The organism is Desulfovibrio sp. TomC, assembly GCF_000801335.2.
Classification (GTDB): Bacteria; Desulfobacterota; Desulfovibrionia; order Desulfovibrionales; family Desulfovibrionaceae; genus Solidesulfovibrio.
Genome location: NZ_JSEH01000002.1, coordinates 58,787 through 81,445 on the forward strand (window position 1 = coordinate 58,787; position 22,659 = coordinate 81,445).

Consider the following 22,659-nt stretch of genomic DNA (forward strand, 5'->3'; position numbering starts at 1 on the left):
GTATCAGCGCAGATGAGCGATGCAGGGATGCCTCGGGAGAAGATGCGGCAGATGGGCAAGACCAATGCTGCTGATCGGAAAAACGCGGCCATTGAGAAGCTCCGTCAACAAGCCACCGTGCCTCAGGCCACGAGTGACGGCCTCTCCACCTCCAGCGCCAAGGGAGTGGCCGCGCCCGGTCCGCTGGGCGTGCCGGACCTCTTCGGGCCCTACCCCAACTGGGCGTGGAGTCCCCTGCCCGAGTTTACCGATGCCGGTGCCTACATAACGGGAACAGGCATCCGCAAGTTCGTCAATCAGCTGCCCATCCCCTCCACCGTGACCACCGACGGCCTGAGCAAACAATTGCCTATCGCCAACCCGGACACCGTGACCTACCCGGGCAGCGACTACTACGAGATCTCCCTGGAAGAGGTTGCCTACAAGTTTCATACAGACTTGCCGGGCAACGGCACCAAGGTTCGCGGCTACCGCCAAACGAACCAAGGCACCACCGGCGTCACCAATACCAACTTCAACTATGCCGGACCGATTATCGTGGCCGACAAGAACCGCCCGGTCCGCGTCAAGTTCACCAACAACCTGCCGGTGACAGCCAACGGCGGCAATCTCTTTATTCCGACGGATACCTCTATGATGGGCGCCGGCAAAGGCCCCAATGGCACCGACTCCTACCCCCAGAACCGTGGAACCTTGCATCTCCACGGCGGCATGAACCCCTGGATCAGTGACGGCACGCCGCATCAGTGGGTTGCGCCAGGGGCCGAACCCGGTCCCTACACCCGCGGCGTCTCCACCCGGAACGTCCCGGACATGCCGCCGCCAGGCGGCGGCGTCATGACCTTCTATTATACCAACCAGCAAAGCGCCCGGCTCATGTTCTATCATGACCACGCCTTGGGCATCACGCGGCTCAACGTCTATGCCGGCGAGGCCGCCGGGTATCTGGTGCGCGACGACGTCGAGAAAAGTCTGGCCTCCCAGGGAATCATCCCGCCGCTGGCCGAGGACATCCCCCTGGTCATCCAGGACCGCACCTTTGTGGACAGCGCCGTGGCCAAGCCGGTCTATAGCGTCGCCCTGCTCTCTGGCGGCACGGGCTACTCCACCACCACCGCGCCCACGGTGGTCATCGATCCGCCGACCACCCCCGGCGGCGTCCAGGCCACGGCCACGGCCACCGTCGACAGCACCACCGGCGCCATCAGCGCTCTGACCCTGACCGCCAAAGGCTCCGGCTACACCGCTCCGCCCACGGTGACCATCACCGATGCACCCGGCGGCACTGGTTCCGGCGCCGGGGCCTATGCCTTTGTCAACTCCATCCTCGCCACCGATCCCACCTGGGACACCAACACCTGGGGCAAATCCAGCGACCTGTGGCTCCCCCACGTCTATATGCCGAACCAGACCGGCTCTGCCCTGGGCCTGGGCGCCAACGCCATGGGCCGTTGGGACTATGCCATGTGGTTCTGGCCGCCGTACACCGGCTTGCTGAATCATGGCCTGATGGCCAACCCCTACTACGATACCGTTAACGCCCCCTGGGAGCCGGCGCAGATGCCGAGCATCCCCAACCCGTCCGCCACTCCGGAGGCCTTTCACGACACGCCCGTCGTCAATGGCACGGCCTATCCCTACCTGGACGTGCAGCCCAAAGCCTACCGCTTCCGCATCCTCAACGCCTGTAATGACCGCATGCTGAACCTCCAGCTCTATAAGGGCGACCCGAATATCCCCGCCGTGGACAACGTCAACCGGACGGGCACCGAGGTCCGGATGATCCCCGTGCCCCAAGGCCAGTCGGTCTACGGCAAGCCCAGCGGCATCCCCGACCCGACCATGAGGGGTCCGAACATGATCCAGATCGGCAACGAGGGCGGTTTCCTGCCCGAGCCGGTGGTCCTCACCAACACTCCCATCGGCTACGAGACGAACCCCAAGAACATTGTCGTCGGCAACGTCTTGGAAAAGAATCTGTTCATGGGCCCGGCCGAACGCGCCGACGTCATCATCGACTTCTCGGGCATGCCGGCCGGCACCACCGTGATCCTCTATAACGACGCCCCGGCCCCGGTCCCGGCCTTCGAGACCCGGGTGGACTACTACTTGAACAACCCGGACCAGACCGGCACAGGCGGAGCCCCCACGACCCTCGCCGGCTTCGGTCCCAACACCCGGACCATCATGCAGTTCCGTGTTGGTGGTGGCACTCCTGTCCCCTTCAACCTGGCCAACCTTCAGAACGCCTTCAAGTCGACCGCCAACACGACGGGAGCTTTCGCCGCGAGCCAGCACCCCGTTCTGGTGCCCCAGGCCGCGTATAGCTCGGCCTACAACGCCAACTTCCCGACCACCAATATTGTGCCTATCCAGGCAAACTCGTTAACCTTCACGCCTAAGGGTTCTGCGATACCGGTCACCATCTACTTCAAGTCAAAGGCGATCCAGGAGCTCTTTGAAGTCAACTACGGCCGTTTGAACGCCACCCTCGGCGTCGAGCTGCCCTTCACCAACGGCCAGAACCAGACGACCATCCCTCTTGGTTACGCCGAACCGACCCCGGACCACGTCACTGGCGCCTGGACCGCCGCAGTGCCGACGCCCGGCGACAACACCCAGATATGGAAAATAACCCACAACGGCGTGGACACACACCCCGTCCACTTCCACCTCTTTGATGTACAGGTTCTCAACCGGGTCGGCTGGGACGGCGCAATCCGGCTGCCGGATGCCAACGAACTGGGTTGGAAGGATACGGTGCGCATGAACCCCCTGGAGGACTGCATCGTGGCCCTGCGACCGGTTGTGCCCAGGGTGCCCTTCGGCCTGCCCAGAAGTGTCCGGCTCATCGATCCGACCCAGCAACAGGGCGTGTCGATCTCGACCATCGACCCGACCACCGGCAATCCCACAACCGTTCTCAATAATCCCACTGACTACGGCTGGGAGTACGTCTGGCATTGTCATATTCTCAGTCACGAAGAGAATGACATGATGCATGCCATGACCCTGACGCCTACCTCCAGCATATGGGGGCAGACAGAATTGCTCCTTCTTAACAACTAGGCCACAAACGTTGATCTAATGCTTCGAAAAAGGCCGCCCGCCCGGGCGGCCTTTTTCCTTTTCAAGGGAAGTGTCCGCCTTCGGCTGCCATTTCAGCTGCAATCTCCTGCTATGTTTGTTCCAGTGCCGATTTATTGCCTCGTATACTCTGGGCATTCCTTTTGTTGTCACTAATGTTTATTCGATATTCGGCATGCAACTCAAGATAATAAGAGATTTAATGCCTATTTAGCAAGATATGGCATAGGTCGGGGTTGCCTACACAATGTGCAAGACTTATTGTCTAAAATGCGGCTTTGGTAGTAACGAAACAAAGAAACAGTTTGTAGATAATCAGTTTCAATTCAGGAGAACATATGGGGCGAAGGTCTGTTTGGCGCATCGTTTTATTCTCGGCAGCTTTACTCATAGGGATGTCCGGGACGCCATCCTGGGCGGCGTCCGATGACTGGCTGCTTATGAACGTAGCCCCGATCGTGGCTGGTCGCATGAAGTTGACTGGAAATCATGCCGCGCGAGTAGCCAACCTTGATCCCGCCAATCCCACGGCAACCTGTCTCGTTTGCCATCAGACGCAGGCCGCGACCATGGGGGCTTCAGCGCATTACCGCTGGCGAGGCGACGCCGGCGGAATGTCCAATCTCACGGGTGATGTAGGCAAGCTCGGGGGGATGAACGACTTTTGCATCTTCCCGGACTTTAACTGGCTTGCCAAGTTCACCAACCTTGACGGCAAGCCCGTTGACGGCGGCTGTGCAGCCTGCCACGCCGGTCTTGGCAAGAAACTCGACGCGACCGAATTGGCCACCCCCACCCTGACCAATATCGACTGTCTCATTTGCCACTCCAAAAGCTACAAGCGTACTGTGGACGCGACCAACGGCACCGCCCATTTCGTGTTCGACACCGCAACCATGAACTTGTCCGCACGGCAGGCCGCCGCCGATCTCTCCCGACCCGGTCGGGACGCCTGCTTGCGCTGCCACGTCAGTTCCGGAGGAGGCAACAATTTCAAGAGAGGCGACATTGAACCCATTTTGGCTGATCCTCCCCGCACCCATGACGTGCATATGTCTGCCGCCGGGGCCAACCGTGTGTGCGTGGACTGCCACAAGACCACCAATCACCGCATCGCCGGTCGGGGGATAGACCTGCGGGAAGTGGACAATCCCACCCAGACCGTGAGTTGCACGATGAGCGGCTGCCATGCCGCCAGCCCGCATGCCGACGCCAAACTCAACACGCACACGGCCAAGGTCGCCTGCCAGACCTGCCATATCCCCCGGTTCGCCAAGTCTTCGCCCACGGACATGTTCCGGGATTACTCCAACGCCGCCCAGGTCAACGCCAAGCGGCTCTATGAGCCCTGGATCGACTTTAAGTCCGACCAGACCCCGACCTACCGTTGGTCCAACGGCAAGAGCACCTTCTACGTCTTCGGTCAGCCTATCCAGGTTCAGTCCGACGGCTACGTGCTTATGGCCGGTCCCAATGGGGACATTAACGACACGGCAGCCAAGATCCTGCCCTTCAAACACCATGTGGCCAAACAGCCGCTGGATCCTGCCACCAACCGCCTGCTCCCCCTCAAAATGGGGGTGCTCTTTCAGACTGGTAACATTGATCAGGCCATCATTCAGGGGGCCGCAGCCATTGGCTGGCCCTATTCCGGCTACACCTTTGCCGATACCGAGCGTTTCCTCGGACTCTATCATGGCGTCGCTCCAAAAGAGCAGGCACTCACCTGCGCCGTCTGCCACGTCAGTAGCGGGCAAGGTCCCTTGGACTTCAATGCTCTGGGGTATGCGCGCAAATATGCCGATTTGCACGTCCTGTGCACCCAGTGCCATGAGGACAAGTCCAGTGAGTGGTCAGCTTCACAGTTGTTTACGGCTGTGCATAAAAAGCATGTGCAGGACAAGCGATACGATTGCTCACGTTGCCACAACTTTACCCGGGGCTAGTGCGACTTCCCTCGATGGGCTGGTAAGCGACGAGCAGTTGCCGATGCGGGCGGAGAGGTGAAAAGCAGGGGAGGGCGTTCGGACGATTTGGACTTGGCGACGTGTTTGTGATGGCGCAATCAGGCTTGAATTCAAGTCTGCCGGGGAGTCTCTTTGGCTACAAAGCACTGGTGCACAACGAGCCATAGCCAAATTGCGGCTCCGGAACAGGGAAACGCTTTGTTTACCCAGCACGCCGGGGAAAATCCAGACACGTCACGAAGAGGCGGTCAAAGCCTTCCAGAGTGCTCAGTTCCAGAAAGCGCACGTTTTGGGCCAGGGCTTCCATGTCGCCGCGCGCCGCTTGTGACAGCAGGGCCAGGCAGGCCCCGCTTTTCGAGGTGTTGCCCAGATAGGCGACCTTCTCGCCCAAGGTTCGGGGGATAATGCCGCAGCCGGTCAGGCTGGCCACCGGCAGATGCGCGCCGAACTGGCCGGCGATAAGCACCCGGTCGATGGCATCGAGAGTCAGGCCGGCCTGCTCGAGCAGGGCGTAAAGGCCCGAGAGCAGCGCCCCCTTGGCCAGTTGCACCTGCCGGATGTCTTTTTGGGTGACAACAACCGGCGAGTCCCCGGCCACCAGCCGCAGCGCCGGCTTGCCGTCCCAGGTGCAGAGGTGGGCGCGGCGGGGATCATCAGCGGCCAGAGTCTGCTCCTTGACCAGATTGCCGCGGGGCAAGATGAGTCCGATTTCCAGAAAGGTACGAATGGCGGCCAGGATGCCGCTGCCGCACAGCCCTGTCGGCGGGGCGTTTCCGATGGTCGTCAGGACCAGACCGGCTTGCGTGACGGCCACATCCTCGATGGCCCCTAACGAGGCGCGCATCCCGCAGGAAATGTTCATGCCCTCCAGGGCCGGCCCGGCGGCGCAGGAACAGGCGAGCAAACGTCCACCGTTGGCCAGGACCATCTCCCCGTTGGTGCCGATGTCGATAAAAAGCGTGGCGCCCGGGGCCTGGGCCAGCCCCGCGGCCTGCATCCCGGCCACGATGTCCGCGCTGATGTAGGCGGAAACCGAGGGCAGGCAGTAAAGCCTCGCCCCGGGTGCGGCCGTGAGGCCGATTTCAGCAGCCGGCAGGCTTATAGCGTCGGTAAAGACCGGGGTAAACGGTGCCCGGCCCAGGGAAGACGGGTCGATCCCCAGGAGAAGATGCAGCATGGTCGTGTTTGCGGCTACGGCCAGGGTGTCGATGGCCCCGGGCGGCAGGCCCGCCTCGGCGGCCAGCTCCCCGGCCAGGGTGTTGACGCAGGCAACCACGGCCTGCTGCAGGGTGCAGACCCGCTCTTCGGGCTGTTCCATGACAAAGCCCAGGCGGCTGAGCACATCAAAGCCCTGGCTCGTTTGGGGATTTATGGCCGAGCGCGCCGCCAGCTCCCGGCCGGTGTCCAGGTCAAGGAGGGCTGCGACCACGGTGGTCGTGCCAATGTCCACTGCCAGGCCGCAACGCCGGCCGGCCCTGTCCCCGGCCTGCACGGCGACCAGTCTGCCGTCGTCAAAGGTCGCGGTCAGACTGTCGTCATCCCAGTCCAACCCGCGCAGCAGCCGGGCGGGAATCCTTTTTTCCCCCAAGGCGGCCGCCAGACGCACGGCGTGGGAGGCGGCCGGTTGCGGCTCCAGCCTGACGGCCTTTTTGACCAGGGCCGGCTCCAGCCGAAAGGGCGGCAGATACCCGTCGGACAGGATGGCGCTTTCCGTGGCGGCCTGGGGCAGGGTTACGTCCAGATCGGCTTCGGGAAAAAGCGTGCAGGCCAGACGGCGGCCCAGGGCCAGTTCTTCTTCTGTGAAGAGAGCACATTCCTGTTCTGTTGGAGGGGGGACATTGGTCCCGGCCACAGCCACGGCGCATTTGCCGCACAGGCCGGCCGCGCCGCAGGGGCTTGGGAGCATCAGGCCGGCGGCGGCCAGGGTTTCAAGCAGCGACCGGCCGGGCCGGTTGTCTAGGACCCGGCTGCGCTTAAGGATCCGAATGGCGGGCATGGTTTTTCCCAGGGGTGTGGCCGGCCACGGTCGTCAGCATGGCCTGCAGGTTGGCCAGGGGCGAGGCGTTGCCCATGCCGCAGGCCGGGGAAACGATATCCACGCCGCATTCCAGGCAGTGTCGGGTCAGCGCGGCCACCTTGTCCGGGCTGCCGGATTCCAGGGCAAAGGTGCTGACATTACCCATAAGCGCGGTCTGCGGGAGGTGCTCCCGGGCTTTTTGGAGGCTAACCACGGCGTCAAAGCTCAGGGCGTCGCAGCCAAGGCCGGCCAGCAGATCGAAGACCTTGTGCATCTTGCCGCAAATATGGACGATAATCCCGGCCTGGGGATAGGCTTGGCGCAGACCCGTGCTGATCCTGACCAGGGCCGGAATCTCGTATTGGGCAAACAGGGCCGGGCCGAGAATCTCGCCCGTGCCACTGGGGTCGGACAGGGCGATGACGTCTGCCCCTGCTTCCAACTGGCCCAGGCCAAAAGCCAGGATAGAGTCGGTCAGGCGGTCCAGGAAGGCGTGGGCCTGCCCAGGGTTTCGGCGCAGTTCCTTGTACAAGGTGGTCGGTTCAAGCAGGCTGCCGGCCAGACTCATGGGACCGGTCAGGTTGCCGATGATCGGCACGCAGCCGCCCAGGGCCGCCAGAAGCCGGATGGCCTCAAGGACCACGGCCGGCCGGCCAGCGCCGGGATCAAACGGCGGCAGGCGCTCCCATTGGGAGGCGGAGTCGATGGCGTAGCCAACAACATGAGGCTCATAGGTCAGTGTGCCCAGGTCGACCTGTGCGCCCAACGCTTCGGCTTCCACGGTCATGCAAAAGGGCAGGCCGTAATTTTCAAAGCACCGGGCGTCATGGGCCGCTGTGGCCAGCCGGGCCATGCGCACCGGGTCGGTGTGGGCCTCGGGCAAAAACAGGCCGGAGACCTCCATCAGTTCTCGGGTCACCATGTTCATCATGCCGCCGGGGCAGATGCACGGGGGCCGATCCACGGGTTCCCGGGCCAGGGCCTTTAAAAGCCGCGTTTTTGCGTCAAGCATCTCGGCTGTCCCGGGCCAGTTGGTCGAGTTCGGCGGCCAGGAGCCGGCGGGCCACGGCGACCGCGCCCACGGCATTGTCGGCGTAGGCGTCGGCCCCGATTTTTTTGGCAAAGGCCGGGGACACCGGCGCGCCGCCGATGATGACCTTCACCGACTCGCGCAGGTTTTCTTTTTCCAGCAAGGCCACAATGCGGCCCATGTTGGCCATGGTGGTGGTCATGAGCGTGGACAGGCACAAAAGGGACGCACCCACCTCCTTGGCCTTGGCGATAAAGGCCTCGACCGGGACGTCGCGGCCCAGATCGTACATCTCAAAGCCGGCCGTCTCCAGCATGATCTTCACCAGATTCTTGCCGATATCGTGGGTGTCGCCCTCGACCACCCCGATCACAGCCCGGATCTTGCGGGCGCGCTTTTCCGATTCAGGCAGATGCGGCTTGAGTTCGGCCAGACCGGCATACATGGCGTCGGAGCACAGCAGCAGATCGGAGACGAAATACTCTTCTTCCTCATAGAGCGTCCCGGCCCGGTTCATGCCGTCAACGAGGCCATCCAGGATGCCTTCCAAGGCAGGATGCCCAGCGCCGACATAGGCCCGGGAAACGTCGATCACGCGCTCGTCTTCCATGTTGACCACGCAGTCCGACAGGTGATGCAAGAGTTCGTGCTTGTCATTCATGCCGTTCTCCCAAAGAGAGGTTCTCGCCGTCTTGTGTTTTGTCGTGCGGCATCAGGCCGGGACAAGCTGTTTGATGACGCCTTTTTTCAAGAAATGGCCGGTGTTTTTCAGGCAGGCTTCACCAAGGGGCAGGCCGCTTTTGCCGGCAGCCAGACACCCTTGGCCGTAGGCCATCGGACGCCCAAGGGGCAGGTCCTGCCACTGCGCCCGGCCTTCGCTGACCAGGGCGTGGGCTATCTTGGGGCAGACATGCACGGCGGCCTTGCCCCCAACGTCGGCTTGGAGCCGGCCCAACAGGGGCAGGACAAACCGGTCCGCCATAAAGGCAAAGCGTTTGGGACCCAGGATGGACAGGACACCGGTGGGATCGGCGTAGCCAAGCACCGAAACGCCCGCCTTGGCTGCCGCCAGGACGTAGCCAGCAAGGTCGTCTTGCAGCCGGGTGAGCACCTCGGCCATAAGCACAGCGTCTCTGCGCCACTCCCTGATGACCACCGCCAGCTCCATGAGCCAGTTGAGGATGGTCAGGGGGCCGCTTATTTCCAGGGCCACGGGTTGGCCGGCCCCAGCCAGCAGGGAGCAGGCCCGAAGCACCTGCCCCATGCGTCCGGCGGCGGTGTCCAGGGGCGGGAGTCGCAACACCTCGCCCAGGGAGGACCACACGAATGCTCCCGCCCTGGGGCCGGTCACGGCGTCTCCCAGCCGGATGAACGCCCCGAGGGCCTCGGCTTCTACGGTGCAGCAAAAGGGCAGTTGGCAAAGGGCAGCGCCTTTGTGTTCCTTGATCCCCTGGGACAGGCGGGCCATGGCTGCCCCGTCCGTGTGGATGTCGGGAAAGGTCAATCCCAGCCGGGCCAGGAGTCCGGCTTCGACCCCGGTTGCATCAAGGTGTCCGCAAGCTGGTTCGGGCATGCCGGTCAGGCTCCGGGTCCGTTGGCCCGGCCATTGCCGTTGGCGGCCTTCAACTGGATGATTTCCTCGTTGATGATCCGGATCAGATCATTTCGCAGCTCCACAATCTGCGGGTCCTTGTACATGGCGCCGCGATCGAGCCGCTTGTCCCGGGAAAAGGCGTGGCGGTAGATGATTCTGCTTGGCGACTGGCCGAGAATGGCAATGTCCGTGGCCAGATAGAGGGCCTCGTCCACATCGTGGGTGACGAAGAAAATGGTTTTGCGCTGGGCCGTCTCTTTTTGCCAGAGGTCGAGCACCAGTTCCTGAAGTCTGGCCCGGGTTACGGCGTCCAGGGCGGCAAATGGCTCGTCCATAAGCAGAATTGGCGGATCAATGCCAAAGGCCCGGGCAATGGCGCAGCGCTGGCGCATCCCGCCGGAAAGCTCCCTGGGGAACTTGTCGTAACAGGCGGCGTCCAATTCCACCTCGGCTAGGCGGCGCAGGGCTTTGGCCCGACGCTCGGCTGCGGACAAGGACGGAAACTTCTGTTTGAGGGCAATGGTGATATTGTCGCCAGCGCTCATCCAAGGGAACAGGCCGTAGTCCTGAAACACCACGCCGCGCTCCAGCCCCGGCCCGGTAACCGGCTCCCCATCGACCAGAATCTGTCCGGATTTGGGTTTTTCCAGTCCGGCCAGCAGACGCAGCAAGGTGCTCTTGCCGCAACCCGACTGGCCAAGCAGGCAAACGAAGGCTCCAGCCTCCACGTCCAGGTTGATGCCGCCCAGGATCTGGGCCGTGTCGTAGGCAAAACACAGCTCCTCAAGAGTCACATTCAACAAAACGTCCAGCCTCCAGCATTCGTTTTACTTCTCTTCGCGGCTCGTTAGGCTTCCGGCCCGTCGCTTGGGAGCCGATCCAACATATCCCTGACGGTGTCGGGCCTGACCGGGTAGCCCACTTCCCGCACCACCTGCAGCATGGCGTCGATGTTCCGAAGCGGCGTTTCCACCGGCAGGCTGCAGCCGGACATGACCACGTAGCCCTTGGGGCTGTCGTAGGCGTCCAGAATGCACTGCAAAGTCTTGCGGCGCACATCGACCACCGTCCCGCCGTACATGACGCTGGCCGGGTCGACATGGCCGAGAATTTTCGTTTTATGGCCGATGGTTAGGCAGCAGTCTTTGAGGTTGACCACATTGTCCACGCTAAACCCGCCAACGCCGAGATCCGCGATGTCGTGCCAGATGCGTTTGGTTGCGCCGCAGATGTGGATGACCGGGGATTTGCCGTGGCTTTTGATGTAATCGACCAGTTCCTTGAGATACGGCAGGGAGAACTCCCGGAAGGCGGCCGGGCTGACCACGGTGCACGAGGACATGGGTTCGGAGATGGTCGGCGACAGCCCTTTGCCAATGGCGGCCTCGGCGTAGGCCAGGCAGGTCTCCAGGGACACCCGGCACAGCTTGTGGAAGGCTTGCGGGTTCTTGCGCATGAGCCGGAAGGATTCGTCGACCCCATAGAGGAAAAAGGCGTTGGTGAACGGACCGACAATGCCGGCGGAACAGCCGACCTCGTGGCCGATGGCCGCAAGGAGGATGTCCATGGCTTCGAGGTAGACGGGCAACCGGCCGTCCTTGCGGGGATCGGCCGGCCGCAGACAGTCGATGGCCGCGACACTGGCAACGGCCGGGGCGGCCAGATCGACGGTATGGTCCTCGGGGCAGGTCACTTTGGCCCCCATGGCCTCGGCCCAGGCGAAAAGATCGGTAAAAATCCGCACGCCGTCATAGCCAAAGCGCCGGTAGGAGGCGATCTGGGCCTTAGCCAGCACCTCGGGATCGGTGTTGAACTGGGAAATCTTGCAGCCGTAGATCCTGGCCGCGCCGTTGGCCACGTTGGGGTTGCACGGCAGCCGGTCCGCTTCCCTACCCTGGGCAATGGCGGCCGCCCGCTCAACTGGAGTCATTTCGTGCATGGGTTCTTCTTCCTGGTGCCTGCGTTTGCGGGGCGCTGGCTCTTTCGTGAACTGGTTTAGCTGTTAAGGGTCCAGGCCAAGGCCCGACTTTTGATCAGGTCAAAGAGGATTATGATGCCGACCAGAATAAGAGCCATGAAGATGAAGCCGACAATGACCATGTCAAAGCGGGCAAAGTCCGAATAGTACTGGACGAAATAGCCCATGCCCGACGTGGCCCCGAACATTTCGGCCACGGTGAGCAAAATGAAGGAGAATTTGAGCGCAATGGAACACCCGGCAAAGATGGTGGGAGCGGCAGCGGGCAAGACCACGCGAAACATTTTTTCAACGCCCCGGATTTCCAGGGTGGCGGCGTTGTCCAGATAGCGTTTGTCGATGGTGACCACCCCGGCGATGGTGGTCCCGAGGATAGGCCAGAACGCCCCCAGGAAAATGACGAACACCGAGGCGGAGTAAAAGGTGGAGAAGGCGTGGATGGCAAAAGGGGTGATCAGGGTCACCGGCACGGCGCTTAAAGCGGTGATGTAGGGGGTGATTGTGCGGCGAAGCGGCACGACAAGGCCGATGACCACGCCAAGGCTCACGCCGAGGACCACGGCCAGGGCATAGGCGGGGACCAGGAGCCTAAGTGAACTCAGCAGTCCCTCAAACAGCTTGCCGACAGATTTTGCAAACGCCGGCAGCACCTTGCTGGGGCCGACAAAAAGAAACGGGTCCAGAACGCGAAACGCGTCAGTTAATAGCCAGTAGCCGAGAATGATGCCGATACCGATCAGGCAAATACCCCAATTCTGCTTGAACGCCTTTTTCACCCGATCCTCCAGGAATGCGGCGGCTGCGCCATGTCCGGTCGCAGCCGCCGCGTGTGCTCGCGCAAGCGACGTCGTTTTGCTGTTACAGGTTGTACTGGTTGTACATTTCGAGCTTTTTCTTGAAGAACGGATCATCCGGGTACTGGGCCAGCAGCGAATCCAGGGCGGATTTGTAAATGGCGGTATTTAAGTGGTCGTCGATGGCGACGGTTTGGTCCTTGATGTAGTCAAACGACTGCATCTTCTTCCACATGGTGACGACATTGTTCTTGTAAGGGTCGGTCTCGTAGATGAGGTGCGGGCTTTGCACAAAGCTGCGTACGAGCCCTTCGGGCATATCGAGCTCTTTCATCGTGAGCTTGACCACCGTGTCCATGCCGCCCGGCGACTGCATGTCGCGTTCGGCGCGCAGATAGGCGCGCAGCAGTTTTTTGAGGAGTTCGGGGTTGGCGCCCATCCATTCGGTCTGGGACAGCATCCGGCAGCAGGAGTGGTTGGGCCACAATTCGTCCGGCCAAAGGACAATCCGCATCCCGGATTCGTTGATCTGCGGCTCAAAGCCAGTAGACACCGCGCCAAATTCGCACTGGCCGCTGCGCACGGCTTCCATGACGTCCTGGTTCCGCTTGATCTCGACGAAGGTGACGTCCTTGTTGAGGTCAAACCCGGCGTCATGGAGGATGCCTTTGAGGACGATGTCCGGTGTTCCGCCGCGCATGATGGCGATTTTTTTGCCCCGAAACGACTCGATGCCCTTGTATTCCGTGCCCGGCAGCGCGAACACCGGGGTTGCGCCGATGATCATGTAGCCGCCGAAGATGGAAAATTTCTGTCCGTTGGCGATTTGGATGAGCGGACCGCCCGTACCATAGGTGGAGATGACGTCCACCTTGCCGGAACTGAGCGCTGAAAAGGCATCGGTGCCGTTATTGATGTAGACCATCTCGACGTCGATGCCTTCATCGTCCAGGTAGCCCTTATCCTTGGCCAGGAATTGGAAGACTTGGCCGGAAGTTGCCTGGGCCGCCACTTTGATCTTGGGCTTGTCGCCGGCCGCGTCGGCCGTGGCCGCAAACCAGCCGGCGCCAAGGCACAGGCCAATGACCAGGGCGGCAAGCGATCGTGCAGTCTTCGTCATGAAACGCTCCTTTGGGGGGATAGGGTGTTGCTTCCGTTCGGCAGCAGAAAAGTCTTCCGGGCACCAAGTCCGGGACTGTCGTCCGACTCCGGGCGTCCGCGATGCCTGGCCTCTCCCGCGCCTGCTCACAGCAGTTCCAGGAAGGCTTCGATGCGTGTGCGGAGTTGTTCCGTGTCGGATTCGGAGTAGTCCGTCTCAATGTGCAGCGTGGGCAGACCATGCGTCTCCAGCATGTGCGCCGTAACCAGCGGCGACTCCACGTTGTAGGTGTGGCAGCACTGCCAGGTGAGATCGATGATGCCATGGGGGCGAAATTCCTTGGTCAGCCGGTCGAGCAGGGCAAATCGGCCGGTATTGGGCGTCATCACCGAGCAGGGAATGCGCAGGTAGCGCCGGGCAATGGCGGTCAGCGGGTCGCCTGTCTCGTCAACGAGCAGGTCGAAATTTTTGACGCCCGAGCAGTTTTCAGCGGCTACGACCACGCCTCCGCTTTCCTCGACCAGCCGGACGACCTTTTCCGACCCGCGCCCGACCGGACAGCCGGTCAGGAGGATGCGCCGGGCATTAGCGGCCACGCAGGACTGGCCGGCGGCAACCAGGGCATTCAGTTCGGCCAGCAGTTCATGCAGCGTGGCGGCATAGGCGGAGGGATCGGCGCAAAAGCCCTTGGCTTCACTGACCAGCATCATGTCCAGACCGCTTATGGGAAGACAGGCGCCGGCGGCTGTGGACAACAGCCGAACCAGCAGCCGGCGCACCTCGTTTTGGATGCGGATTTCCTCGCAAAGGCCCTCAGGCGTGACGGAGTTGCCGGTGGCCGCCTCCAGGAACTCCTGGAAGCGTTGCACTTCGCCTCGCCAGTAGGCGTCCTGGGCAGGACCGATAGCGGCCGGGAGATGCATCAGATGCAGTGGCTTGATCTTGGAGAGGTGCTCGTACATCTTCTTTTTCCCGTCGCAGGTGGTCTCGCCCACGAGCAGGTCCGAGGCGGCAAAGTAGGGGCAGGCGCCGGTGACGGCGTAGCCATAGCTCGACTTGATCAGCGGACAGAGGTTGGCGGGCAACGTCCGCTCGGCCGCCGGGATGGGAGCCTGCTTCTTGCCGCAAAGGCCAACGGGTATGGCTCCGGCGGCGCGGACCAGTTCGACCGGGGCAAAGGTGCAGTAGATGCCGACGACCAGCGCCCCGGCGTCCTTCATGGGTTCGATGTCCGCCAGAAAGCGGTCGGCCAGTCCATCGAACCGTTCCAAAATCGCTGCTCGCATTATGCCTCCAGGCCATGTGTCCTATGCAAAAGGGCGGCGGCGGGTCAGGCCGCGTCAAGCGCGCCCGCACAGTCCAGATCGTCCGGAAGCCGGGGCTCCTCGCCCAAGACTTCGTCAAGGAGCCGCACAATGCAGGGGTCTCGGGCTAGGCCGCCGGTCACTTTTCCCTGGACGCTACGGCACTGGCGCAAGCCGTCGTACCTCGTCGGAACCCTGAGCGACCGTACGGATTCTTCCGTCGCAAAGCGTGACAGACCCTATCGTGCGCGAACAGATGTCGACGACGATGGCACGACTGCCTGGCGCCAGGCGCACGTCGTCCGTTGGCCTGTCCGCCCAGGGAGAAGAGTCGACCAGCGCGAGAGAGTGTTTGAGTCTAAGGCGAGAAACAGTGTCTGTAAAATCGATAGTTTTGATCGATTCGTGTCGCAGTAATCAGGAAAACCGCGCATCCATCTGTCAGTGGCCAGGGGCAAATGTGCGGCAGGGAAGGAGGGGGGTGGGGCGGTCCGTTAATCGGGGATGGCGAGAGCGCTTTTTTTGAGCAGGGCGTAGAAATGGGAGCGCGAGAGCCCGGAGATCTCCAGCATGGCCGCCACGTCGCGGCCGTGTTCGCGCAACAGTCCTTCCAGGTAGCGTCGTTCCATGGCTTCCTTGTATTCCTTAAGGGTGCGTCGGCCGACTGGACTTGTTTCCATGGGGAAAAACCCTGCCGAAGCCATGGAGCGCCGCTCGCCGCTCTGATTGCCCCGCTCCAAGGTCGATTTGGTCACCTTGATGCGGACATTTTGGGGCAGGTGCATACTGTAGAGGGTTTTTTCCCGTCCGGAAGCCAGAAAGGCGCGCTCCACCACGTTTCGCAACTCACGCACGTTGCCCGGCCAGTCATAGGCCTCCAACATGGCCAGGAATTCCGCGTCAAAGCCTTTTTGCGGCAGGGCGTATTCGGCCGCCAGGGCATCGGCAAAGGCCAGGGTGAGCGGCTTGATGTCTTCCACCCTGCTGCGAAGGGGAGGGAGGGACACTTCAATGGTCTTGAGCCGAAAATACAGGTCGCGGCGAAATTCTCCGGCCTCGACCATGGCTTCGAGGTCGCGGTTGGTGGCGGCAATGATTCGGAAATCGCTGCGGATTTCGGTGATGCCGCCCACCGGCCGGAAGGTTTTTTCGTGGAGTACGCGCAAGAAGGTCTTTTGCAGCGAGGTCGGCATCTCACCCACCTCGTCCAAGAAAAGCGTGCCCCCATCGGCCAGCTGGGCCAGCCCCACCCGGTCGGCGTCGGCCCCGGTGAAGGCCCCTTTCTTGTGGCCAAAGAGCGTGCTTTCCACCAGGGATTCGGTCAGCGAAGCGCAGTCCACGGTGACGAAGGCCTTGTTGGCCCGGGCGCTGTTGGCGTGAATGAGCCGGGCGAAAAGTTCCTTGCCGGCCCCGGTTTCGCCGGTCACCAGCACGGCGGCGTTGGATCCGGCGGCATGGGCCACCTGATCGAGGCACGGCTGCATCCGGGGGCTGGCCGTCACGCAGCCGGTCAGGGTCAGAGAGACCGGCGTATGGTCGCAACGGCGTTCCTCGCGGTACTTCAGCGCCCGCTTGAGGGTGAGCATCATCTCCTTTACCGGCGAGGGCTTGACCAGATAGTCCCAAACCCCTTCCTGAATGGCCAGTTCCGCGCCGTCCGGGTCGCCAATGCCGGTGAGGATGATGACCTCCGGGGCGTCAGGCAGGCGCTTGATGGCGGGCAGGGCGGCCAGTCCGTTGCCGTCGGGCAAACGCACGTCCAGAAATACGACGTCGAAACGCTCCCGGGCGAGCAGGTCCATGCCGGCCTCCAGGGTACCGGCGGCATCGCTGGTCAGGCGCATCTTGCGCGTGAGGCTCATAATGGTGTCGCGGACTTCGGAGTCGTCGTCGATGATGCACACGGATTTCATGCGGCTATCGTTTGGGGCTTGGCGTCGAGCACCTCGCGGATGGCTGCCGAGATGATCGCCTGATTGTAGGGTTTGAGCACGACTTTCTTGATGTTGCCGGCCAATTTTTTGTCCTCGATGTCGCCCATGCGCCCGGAAACCAGGATGATCGGCAGGTTCGGGGCCATCTCGGCGGCGCGTCGGGCCAGCTCCAGGCCGTTGACGTCGGGCATGTCGAAGTCGGTGATGCAGACGTCAAAAGCATCCGGTGCGGCCTGAAGAGCCGCCAGGGCCTCCAGGGCGTTACCGTGGGCGGTGACTTCGTGGCCGAGCTGGGCCAGCACCCGGGGGATGGTCAAGAGCTGGTCTTCATCGTCCTCGACAAAAAGGATGCGGTCGCGCCCCCGGTTGGGAGTGGGCCTTGTCTGGACGGCCGGGGCGTCGGCCGTGGCGAGGAGCGGCAGATAGATGTCAAAGCCGGTTCGCTCGCCTGGTTGGCTGGCCACCCGGATGCCGCCCCGGTGGCTCTTGACGATGCCGCGAACCACAGCCAGCCCGAGTCCCGTGCCTTCGCCCTTTTGCTTGGTGGAGAAAAACGGATCGAAGATCTTGTCCACAATGTCGCCGGCAATGCCCGGACCGGTATCCACCACCGACAGGCGGGCGTAGCGGCCGGCCCTGGTCCCGACCTGTCCGGCCTGGGTTTCGTCGAGTTCGTCCTCGGTCAGCGACAAGGTGAGCCGGCCGCCGGATTCGCGCATGGCTTGGAAGGCGTTGGTGCACAGGTTCATGACGATTTGGTGGAGTTGGGTGGGATCGGCCCGGCAGGTCACGGGGGTGGCCGGCATGTCCACGACGACTTTGATGTGGCGCGGTATGGAGGCTTTGAGCAGGCCGGCCACCTCGTGCATCACGTCGGCCACGTTTATCGGCGCAAACCCGGCCTGGGACGGTCGGGTAAAGGACAGGATCTGCTTGACCAGCCGGCTGCCCCGTTCGCCGGCCTTGAGCACCCGGCGCAGATCATCCTCCATGGCGTCGCCGGGAGGCAGGTCCATAAGCGCCAGTTCGGTGGAGTTGATGATTGAGGTCAGAATGTTGTTGAAATCGTGGGCAATGCCGCCGGCCAGGGTACCGATGGCTTCCATTTTCTGGGATTGGAGCAGCTGCCGTTCCAGGCTGACCTTTTGGGTCACGTCATCGGCGGTGGACAGGACGCCGACCACCGCCCCCCGGTCGTCATGGAGCGGGACCTTCTTGATTTCCAGGAGCACGTCGGCGCCCCGGACGTTACGGGCGGCCAGTTCACCGGCCACCGGGCGGTTGTGGTGCATGACATCGATGTCGGTGGCCCGCACTGCGTCCACATCCTCGGGACGCAGGGGCAGGGCGGTGTCGTCGTGGCCCATCAGGGCAGCGAGGTCGGTGAAGCCGAAAAATTCGGTAAAGGCCCGATTGGCTCCCATATAGCGCAAGGCCTTGTCTTTCCAGGACACCAGCTGGGGGATGTTGTCGAGAACGAGGCGCAGCATCTCCTGGGATTCGCGAAGTGCGCGTTCGGCCTCGTGGCGCATGGTCACGTCTTCGACCACGCCTTCGACATAAGCCAGATAGCCGTCGCGGTTGGCAATAAGGCGCATGTTGATGTTGGCTGTGACCTGCCGGGTATCGGGGCGCACAAACCGGGTTTCAAATTTGACAGTGGCGGCTTCGTCCACGGCTGATTCGAGCAGGGAGGCAAATCGGTCGCGACCGGAAAAGAGCACATCCATCATGTCGCCGCGCCGGCGCAGCAGGGTGTCGAGGTCATCGACCCCGAGCATGGCCAGCATGGCCGGATTGACATCGACGGCCCGGCCGTCCGGGGTCATACGGAAGATCCCCAGAGCGGAATTTTCAAAGATGCCGCGGTATTTTTCTTCGGCTTGACGCAGTTTTTCCGCCGCCCCCTTGAGTTCGGAAACATCGTAGAGCACGCCGACCAAGCCGGCGATTTCCTTTTTGGCGTTTTCGTAGACGGCCCGGTGCAGGATGACGGAATGGGGCGTGCCGTCGGCGGCCAGAATCTCGGTCTCGCCCACCCGAACCCCGGGCTGGCGCAGCAGGCCGGCGTCCTCGTCGTCGAGGGCGCGGGACAGCGGCGAGTCGGCCACGGCCTCACAGTCCCGGATGGACGCCGCGTCGTCGCCAGTGCCGCACCAGAAGCGGAAGGCCGGATTGCAGCCTCGGTAGCGTCCGGTCTCGTCCTTATAGTAGATCGGAATCGGGATGGTGTTGACCAGGGTTTCCAGGAACGACACCTGGTCCTTGATTTTTTCCTCCACCGAGCGGCGGCGCAGGATGTTGGTCACCAAGAGGACCATGACGTAACACAGAATGAGGACGCTTATGATGATGGTCCAGAAGACCGCAATATTAATGTGATAGAAGGGGTACGGTTCATTGATGAGGGTAAAGCCGGAGGGCAGCTTGTCCGTGGTGATGCCAAGGCGCAGCATCTCCCGGAAGTCGAAGATGAAGGTGTCGTCGGTGTTGGCGACAATGGGCAGTTGGGACAAGGGGACGCCGTGCAAAAGCTTGTCGGCCATGGCGGCGGCGATGCGGCCTTCCTCGAAGCCGCTATGCAGGCGGCCGCCGACGATGCCGTGGCCGAGCATGAACTGCCAGGCGCTGTATATGGGGACGTCGGAATTGGCCCGGATGGCGGCCAGGACCTCGTTGACCGAATAGACGTCTTTCTCGGTGTCCTTGTAAAACGGAATCAGAAAGATCATGGCGTCGTCGGGGAGCGAGCGGACCCGGTCCAGGATGCCTGAGAGAGTCAGGGCGTCTTCGTATTCGAATGTGAGCCGTCCGGCAAAATCGGGTTCCACAGCCCGCAACTGGTTGCCGATGGCCACGCCCGTGACCGAGCTATCGCCGAAAATGACCAGCCGGTCGCGGCCGGGATGGAAGCGCAGGGCCAGTTCCAGGGTGGCGCGGATGTCGGGATTTTCCAGGACGCCGGTAAAATTGGGGTGACCATCAAGCCAGGCGGTCTTGAAATCGTTGACCCCGCAAAAGACCACCGGCGTGCCGGGAAACAGCTCGTCATGGTACTGGCGCAGAAAGTCGAAGGCATAGTTGTCCGAGGCCAGGATGACCTCGAAGCGGGTATTGCGGTATTTGAGCTTGTAGAAATCGTGGAGCATCCCGCGCAGGATCGGGTCGGCGTATTTCTTCGAGTCCATGTACTCGATTTGCAGGTCCACGTTGAAGTCGGAATTGGCAAAAGCCTCACGCACCCCGGTCAGAATCTCGTCGGACCATTGATAGCCGTTCTGGTAGGAATTAAAAAAAAGGACGTTTTTGCGAATCTTTTCCGCCCGGGCCGCCAAGGGGTGGGCCAGGAGAAAAAGGGCGAGGCAGAACAAAAGCCTTCGGACCATGGGGACTCACGGGAAAGAGGTGCGGGGCTTGCCAGCCCGGGAGTGCTCTGTCCCATCAGTTTGTCACGACCGGCCCGGAAGTCAAGCATCTGGCCGGATCGTAGCGGCTGGCCGGGTGGGGCGGCTGGCGGATTGAAAAAAGGTGGGAAACAGGGTATGGTCCTTCTTTGCGAGGGAAGCGTTTCGTCACCGGTGTGGCGCCCGGACTTCAAATCCGGTGTGTGGTCGAGAGGTCACAGGTAGGTTCGACTCCTATACGCTTCCGCCATTCCAGGATATTTTTAAAATGTCGTCTACTTGTTCTCCCTGTTTGGACATACGTTCGAAACGATCCGTCCCTCGCTCTCTCCTTCGTATTTTTCGTTTCGTCCGTTGCGGTCCGCTGGCGGGTCCCAGGAGCCTCATGACCTCAATGCCTCCCGATCTGGCCCAGCGGGCCAAAGTCTTCAAAGCCTTGGGCCATCCCAGCCGCCTGCTCATGGTCGAGGCCCTGGGTCGAGGAGCGCTTTGCGTGTGTGAGCTGCGCGACCTTGTCGGCTCGGATATGTCCACGATCTCCAAGCACCTAAGCGTCCTCCGAGAAGCCGGCATCGTTGCCGACGAGCGTCGAGGCACGAGCGTCTACTATTCGTTGCGCATGGGCTGCGTCACAGCCTTTCTCAGTTGCGTGGGACGATTTCTGGATCAACAGCTGGAAGAACAAATCCTGTATCTTGAGGACTTGCGCAAACAGTCCGGCCGTCCGGCCTCCTGAGGGGGACTGTTTTTTTTCTTGCCTTACTGACACGAATTTTTTAAAATCCGTGTCATAGGTTTTGGCGTATTCTCCTGGCCGCCCGGTCAAGGCTGGCGGCTCCCAACCGTGCAACAAGGCAGCGGACCCATGCAAGACGGCGACAACGCATCCCAGGGCCTGTCGACGGCATCGGATCGCCTTCCCGGCGAAAAAACCCGCAACCGCTACGACCACATGGAATGGGCCGGCGCTTTTGGCGACATCGGCACGCTTATTCCCTTTGTCGTGGCCTATATCACCATCCTCGGCGTCGATCCGCTGGGGCTTCTCTTCATGTTCGGCATCAGCAAAATAGCGGCCGGACTGTTCTACAAAACCCCCATTCCCATCCAGCCCATGAAGGCCATCGGCGCGGCTGCCGTGGCCGGCGGCATAACGCCTGCCGCGCTTTTCGGCTCGGGCCTGACCACCGGGCTTTTCTGGCTCATCATTGGCCTGACCGGCACCATCGACCATGTGGCCAAACTGGCCACCAAGCCGGTCGTTCGCGGCATCATGCTCGGCCTTGGCATGTCCTTTGTGGTGGAGGGCATCCACCGCATGGTGGCCTCGCCGGTGTTGGCCGGCATCGCCTTGACCGTCACCTTCGTACTGCTGTCCAACCCCAAAATTCCAGCCATGTTCGTGCTGCTCCTGATCGGCGTCGTGGCGGCCGTCATTGGCAACCCGGCCCTCTGGAACGAATTGGCCCAGGTCAGCATCGGGTTTCGCCTGCCGGAGTTCGGCCTGCATCAGGTGCATTGGGACGACATCGTGACCGGCACGCTGCTGTTCACCCTGCCGCAGATTCCGCTGACCCTCGGCAACGCCGTGGTCGCCATTGCGGCCGAGAATAATGAACTGTTCCCGGATCGGCCCGTCACCGAGCGCACCATGTGTATCAGCCAGGGCATCATGAACCTGATTTCGCCGCTCTTTGGCGGGGTGCCCATGTGCCACGGAGCCGGCGGCATGGCCGGGCACGTGCGCTTCGGGGCGCGCACCGGCGGCTCCCTGGTCATTCTCGGGTCCATCGTCATCGTCATTGCGCTCTTTTTCAGCCAGTCGGTGGCCGTCATCTTCAAGATGTTCCCGCCGGCCATTCTCGGCGTTATCCTGTTTCTGGCCGGGGCCGAACTGGCCATCACGGTGCGCGACATCGGCAACAAGCGCGATGAGTTCTACACCATGATTGTGGTGGCCGGCTTTGCCATGTGGCACATGGGCGTGGCTTTTGTAGTCGGGGTCATTTTGGACAATGCGCTGCGACGCAAGTGGATTCGCCTCTAGGGCCCCCTCTGTCCCGGGACGCTTCGCCCGGGTTGCAAGACGTCTTGCCTGTTCGGGCCTGGGCGCTGGAGAAAACCTCCTGCGCCCAGGTTTTTTTTTGCCGTGCTGGCGGTCAGGGTTGCCCTGGCCGCTGCCGGCGCCCAGGGCAACCCCGCAAAAGCCGATCCACAGGGCCAGCCCAGGAGACTGCCGGCTGTCCCCGGACATTTCAGGCCGACAGCAGGCACGCCAGGGCTGTGCGTTTGGACGGCCTGTGTTCCCTCACGCCCTGCGCTCTGCAGACTTCGTTTTAGTCGCCAAACCGGAAGAACCCCCGTGCGACCCCTTGTCAAAGGAATTGATCCCGTATACTTTCCTTTTTGACCAAATAGCAAACAATGGCCGTCAGGGGGCCGGGGGAGAGA

15 protein-coding genes and 1 tRNA gene are annotated in these 22,659 nt (G+C 62.0%); 5 read left to right on the plus strand and 11 right to left on the minus strand.

The annotated features are described in order from the left end of the window. The first annotated feature begins 51 nt into the window (after nucleotides 1-51). Both NY78_RS25160 and NY78_RS01955 read left to right on the plus strand, forming a co-directional pair. Nucleotides 52-3,069 (plus strand): multicopper oxidase domain-containing protein, encoded by a 3,018-nt coding sequence (locus NY78_RS25160; RefSeq protein WP_197084191.1) that lies wholly within the window; start codon nucleotides 52-54, stop codon nucleotides 3,067-3,069. Between the two features lie 458 nt (nucleotides 3,070-3,527). Continuing rightward, a complete protein-coding gene (locus NY78_RS01955; protein ID WP_197084192.1) occupies nucleotides 3,528-5,033 on the plus strand; it encodes a hypothetical protein in 1,506 nt (501 codons plus the stop codon). Between the two features lie 223 nt (nucleotides 5,034-5,256). Here NY78_RS01955 and NY78_RS01960 read toward each other — a convergent pair whose 3' ends face one another. The 11 genes from NY78_RS01960 to NY78_RS02010 all read right to left on the minus strand — a co-directional run bounded on the left by NY78_RS01960 (nucleotide 5,257) and on the right by NY78_RS02010 (nucleotide 20,190). Next, nucleotides 5,257-7,050, minus strand: coding sequence for an ASKHA domain-containing protein (locus NY78_RS01960; protein WP_043630956.1), 1,794 nt, complete (start codon nucleotides 7,048-7,050; stop codon nucleotides 5,257-5,259). Further along, nucleotides 7,028-8,083, minus strand: a complete 1,056-nt coding sequence (locus tag NY78_RS01965; RefSeq protein ID WP_043630958.1) for a methylcobamide--CoM methyltransferase — start codon at nucleotides 8,081-8,083, stop codon at nucleotides 7,028-7,030. The genes NY78_RS01960 and NY78_RS01965 overlap by 23 nt, the downstream gene beginning before the upstream one ends. Continuing rightward, a complete protein-coding gene (locus NY78_RS01970) occupies nucleotides 8,076-8,762 on the minus strand; it encodes a corrinoid protein (RefSeq protein ID WP_043630960.1) in 687 nt (228 codons plus the stop codon). The genes NY78_RS01965 and NY78_RS01970 overlap by 8 nt, the downstream gene beginning before the upstream one ends. A gap of 51 nt (nucleotides 8,763-8,813) precedes the next feature. Next, nucleotides 8,814-9,674, minus strand: coding sequence for a uroporphyrinogen decarboxylase family protein (locus NY78_RS01975; RefSeq protein WP_043630961.1), 861 nt, complete (start codon nucleotides 9,672-9,674; stop codon nucleotides 8,814-8,816). 5 nt (nucleotides 9,675-9,679) lie between these two features. Next, nucleotides 9,680-10,489 carry an ABC transporter ATP-binding protein gene (locus tag NY78_RS01980; RefSeq protein ID WP_231583723.1) on the minus strand — a complete coding sequence of 270 codons (810 nt, stop codon included), beginning with the start codon at nucleotides 10,487-10,489 and terminating at the stop codon, nucleotides 9,680-9,682. A gap of 53 nt (nucleotides 10,490-10,542) precedes the next feature. Then, nucleotides 10,543-11,634 (minus strand): uroporphyrinogen decarboxylase family protein, encoded by a 1,092-nt coding sequence (locus NY78_RS01985; RefSeq protein WP_043630965.1) that lies wholly within the window; start codon nucleotides 11,632-11,634, stop codon nucleotides 10,543-10,545. Between the two features lie 56 nt (nucleotides 11,635-11,690). Next, the gene (locus NY78_RS01990; RefSeq protein ID WP_047959983.1) at nucleotides 11,691-12,449 is read right to left on the minus strand and encodes an ABC transporter permease; all 759 of its coding nucleotides are present in this window, start codon (nucleotides 12,447-12,449) and stop codon (nucleotides 11,691-11,693) included. Between the two features lie 82 nt (nucleotides 12,450-12,531). Next, nucleotides 12,532-13,587 carry an ABC transporter substrate-binding protein gene (locus NY78_RS01995; protein WP_043630967.1) on the minus strand — a complete coding sequence of 352 codons (1,056 nt, stop codon included), beginning with the start codon at nucleotides 13,585-13,587 and terminating at the stop codon, nucleotides 12,532-12,534. 125 nt (nucleotides 13,588-13,712) lie between these two features. Beyond that, complete coding sequence (locus NY78_RS02000) at nucleotides 13,713-14,852, minus strand: double-cubane-cluster-containing anaerobic reductase (protein WP_043630968.1); 1,140 nt, start codon at nucleotides 14,850-14,852, stop codon at nucleotides 13,713-13,715. Between the two features lie 512 nt (nucleotides 14,853-15,364). Further along, nucleotides 15,365-16,783, minus strand: a complete 1,419-nt coding sequence (locus NY78_RS02005) for a sigma-54-dependent transcriptional regulator (protein WP_043630970.1) — start codon at nucleotides 16,781-16,783, stop codon at nucleotides 15,365-15,367. After that, nucleotides 16,780-20,190, minus strand: coding sequence for a PAS domain S-box protein (locus tag NY78_RS02010; RefSeq protein WP_043630972.1), 3,411 nt, complete (start codon nucleotides 20,188-20,190; stop codon nucleotides 16,780-16,782). Before NY78_RS02010 ends, NY78_RS02005 begins: the two co-directional genes overlap by 4 nt. 174 nt (nucleotides 20,191-20,364) lie before the next feature. Between NY78_RS02010 and NY78_RS02015 the strand changes: the two genes are divergently transcribed. From NY78_RS02015 to NY78_RS02025, 3 genes are all read left to right on the plus strand, one after another. After that, nucleotides 20,365-20,458, plus strand: a tRNA-Sec gene (locus NY78_RS02015). Between the two features lie 135 nt (nucleotides 20,459-20,593). Continuing rightward, nucleotides 20,594-20,944 (plus strand): ArsR/SmtB family transcription factor, encoded by a 351-nt coding sequence (locus tag NY78_RS02020; RefSeq protein ID WP_043630974.1) that lies wholly within the window; start codon nucleotides 20,594-20,596, stop codon nucleotides 20,942-20,944. Nucleotides 20,945-21,073: 129 nt separating this feature from the next. Further along, on the plus strand, nucleotides 21,074-22,255 hold the full coding sequence (locus NY78_RS02025) for a putative sulfate/molybdate transporter (RefSeq protein WP_043630975.1): 1,182 nt from the start codon (nucleotides 21,074-21,076) through the stop codon (nucleotides 22,253-22,255). The last annotated feature ends 404 nt before the right edge of the window (nucleotides 22,256-22,659 follow it).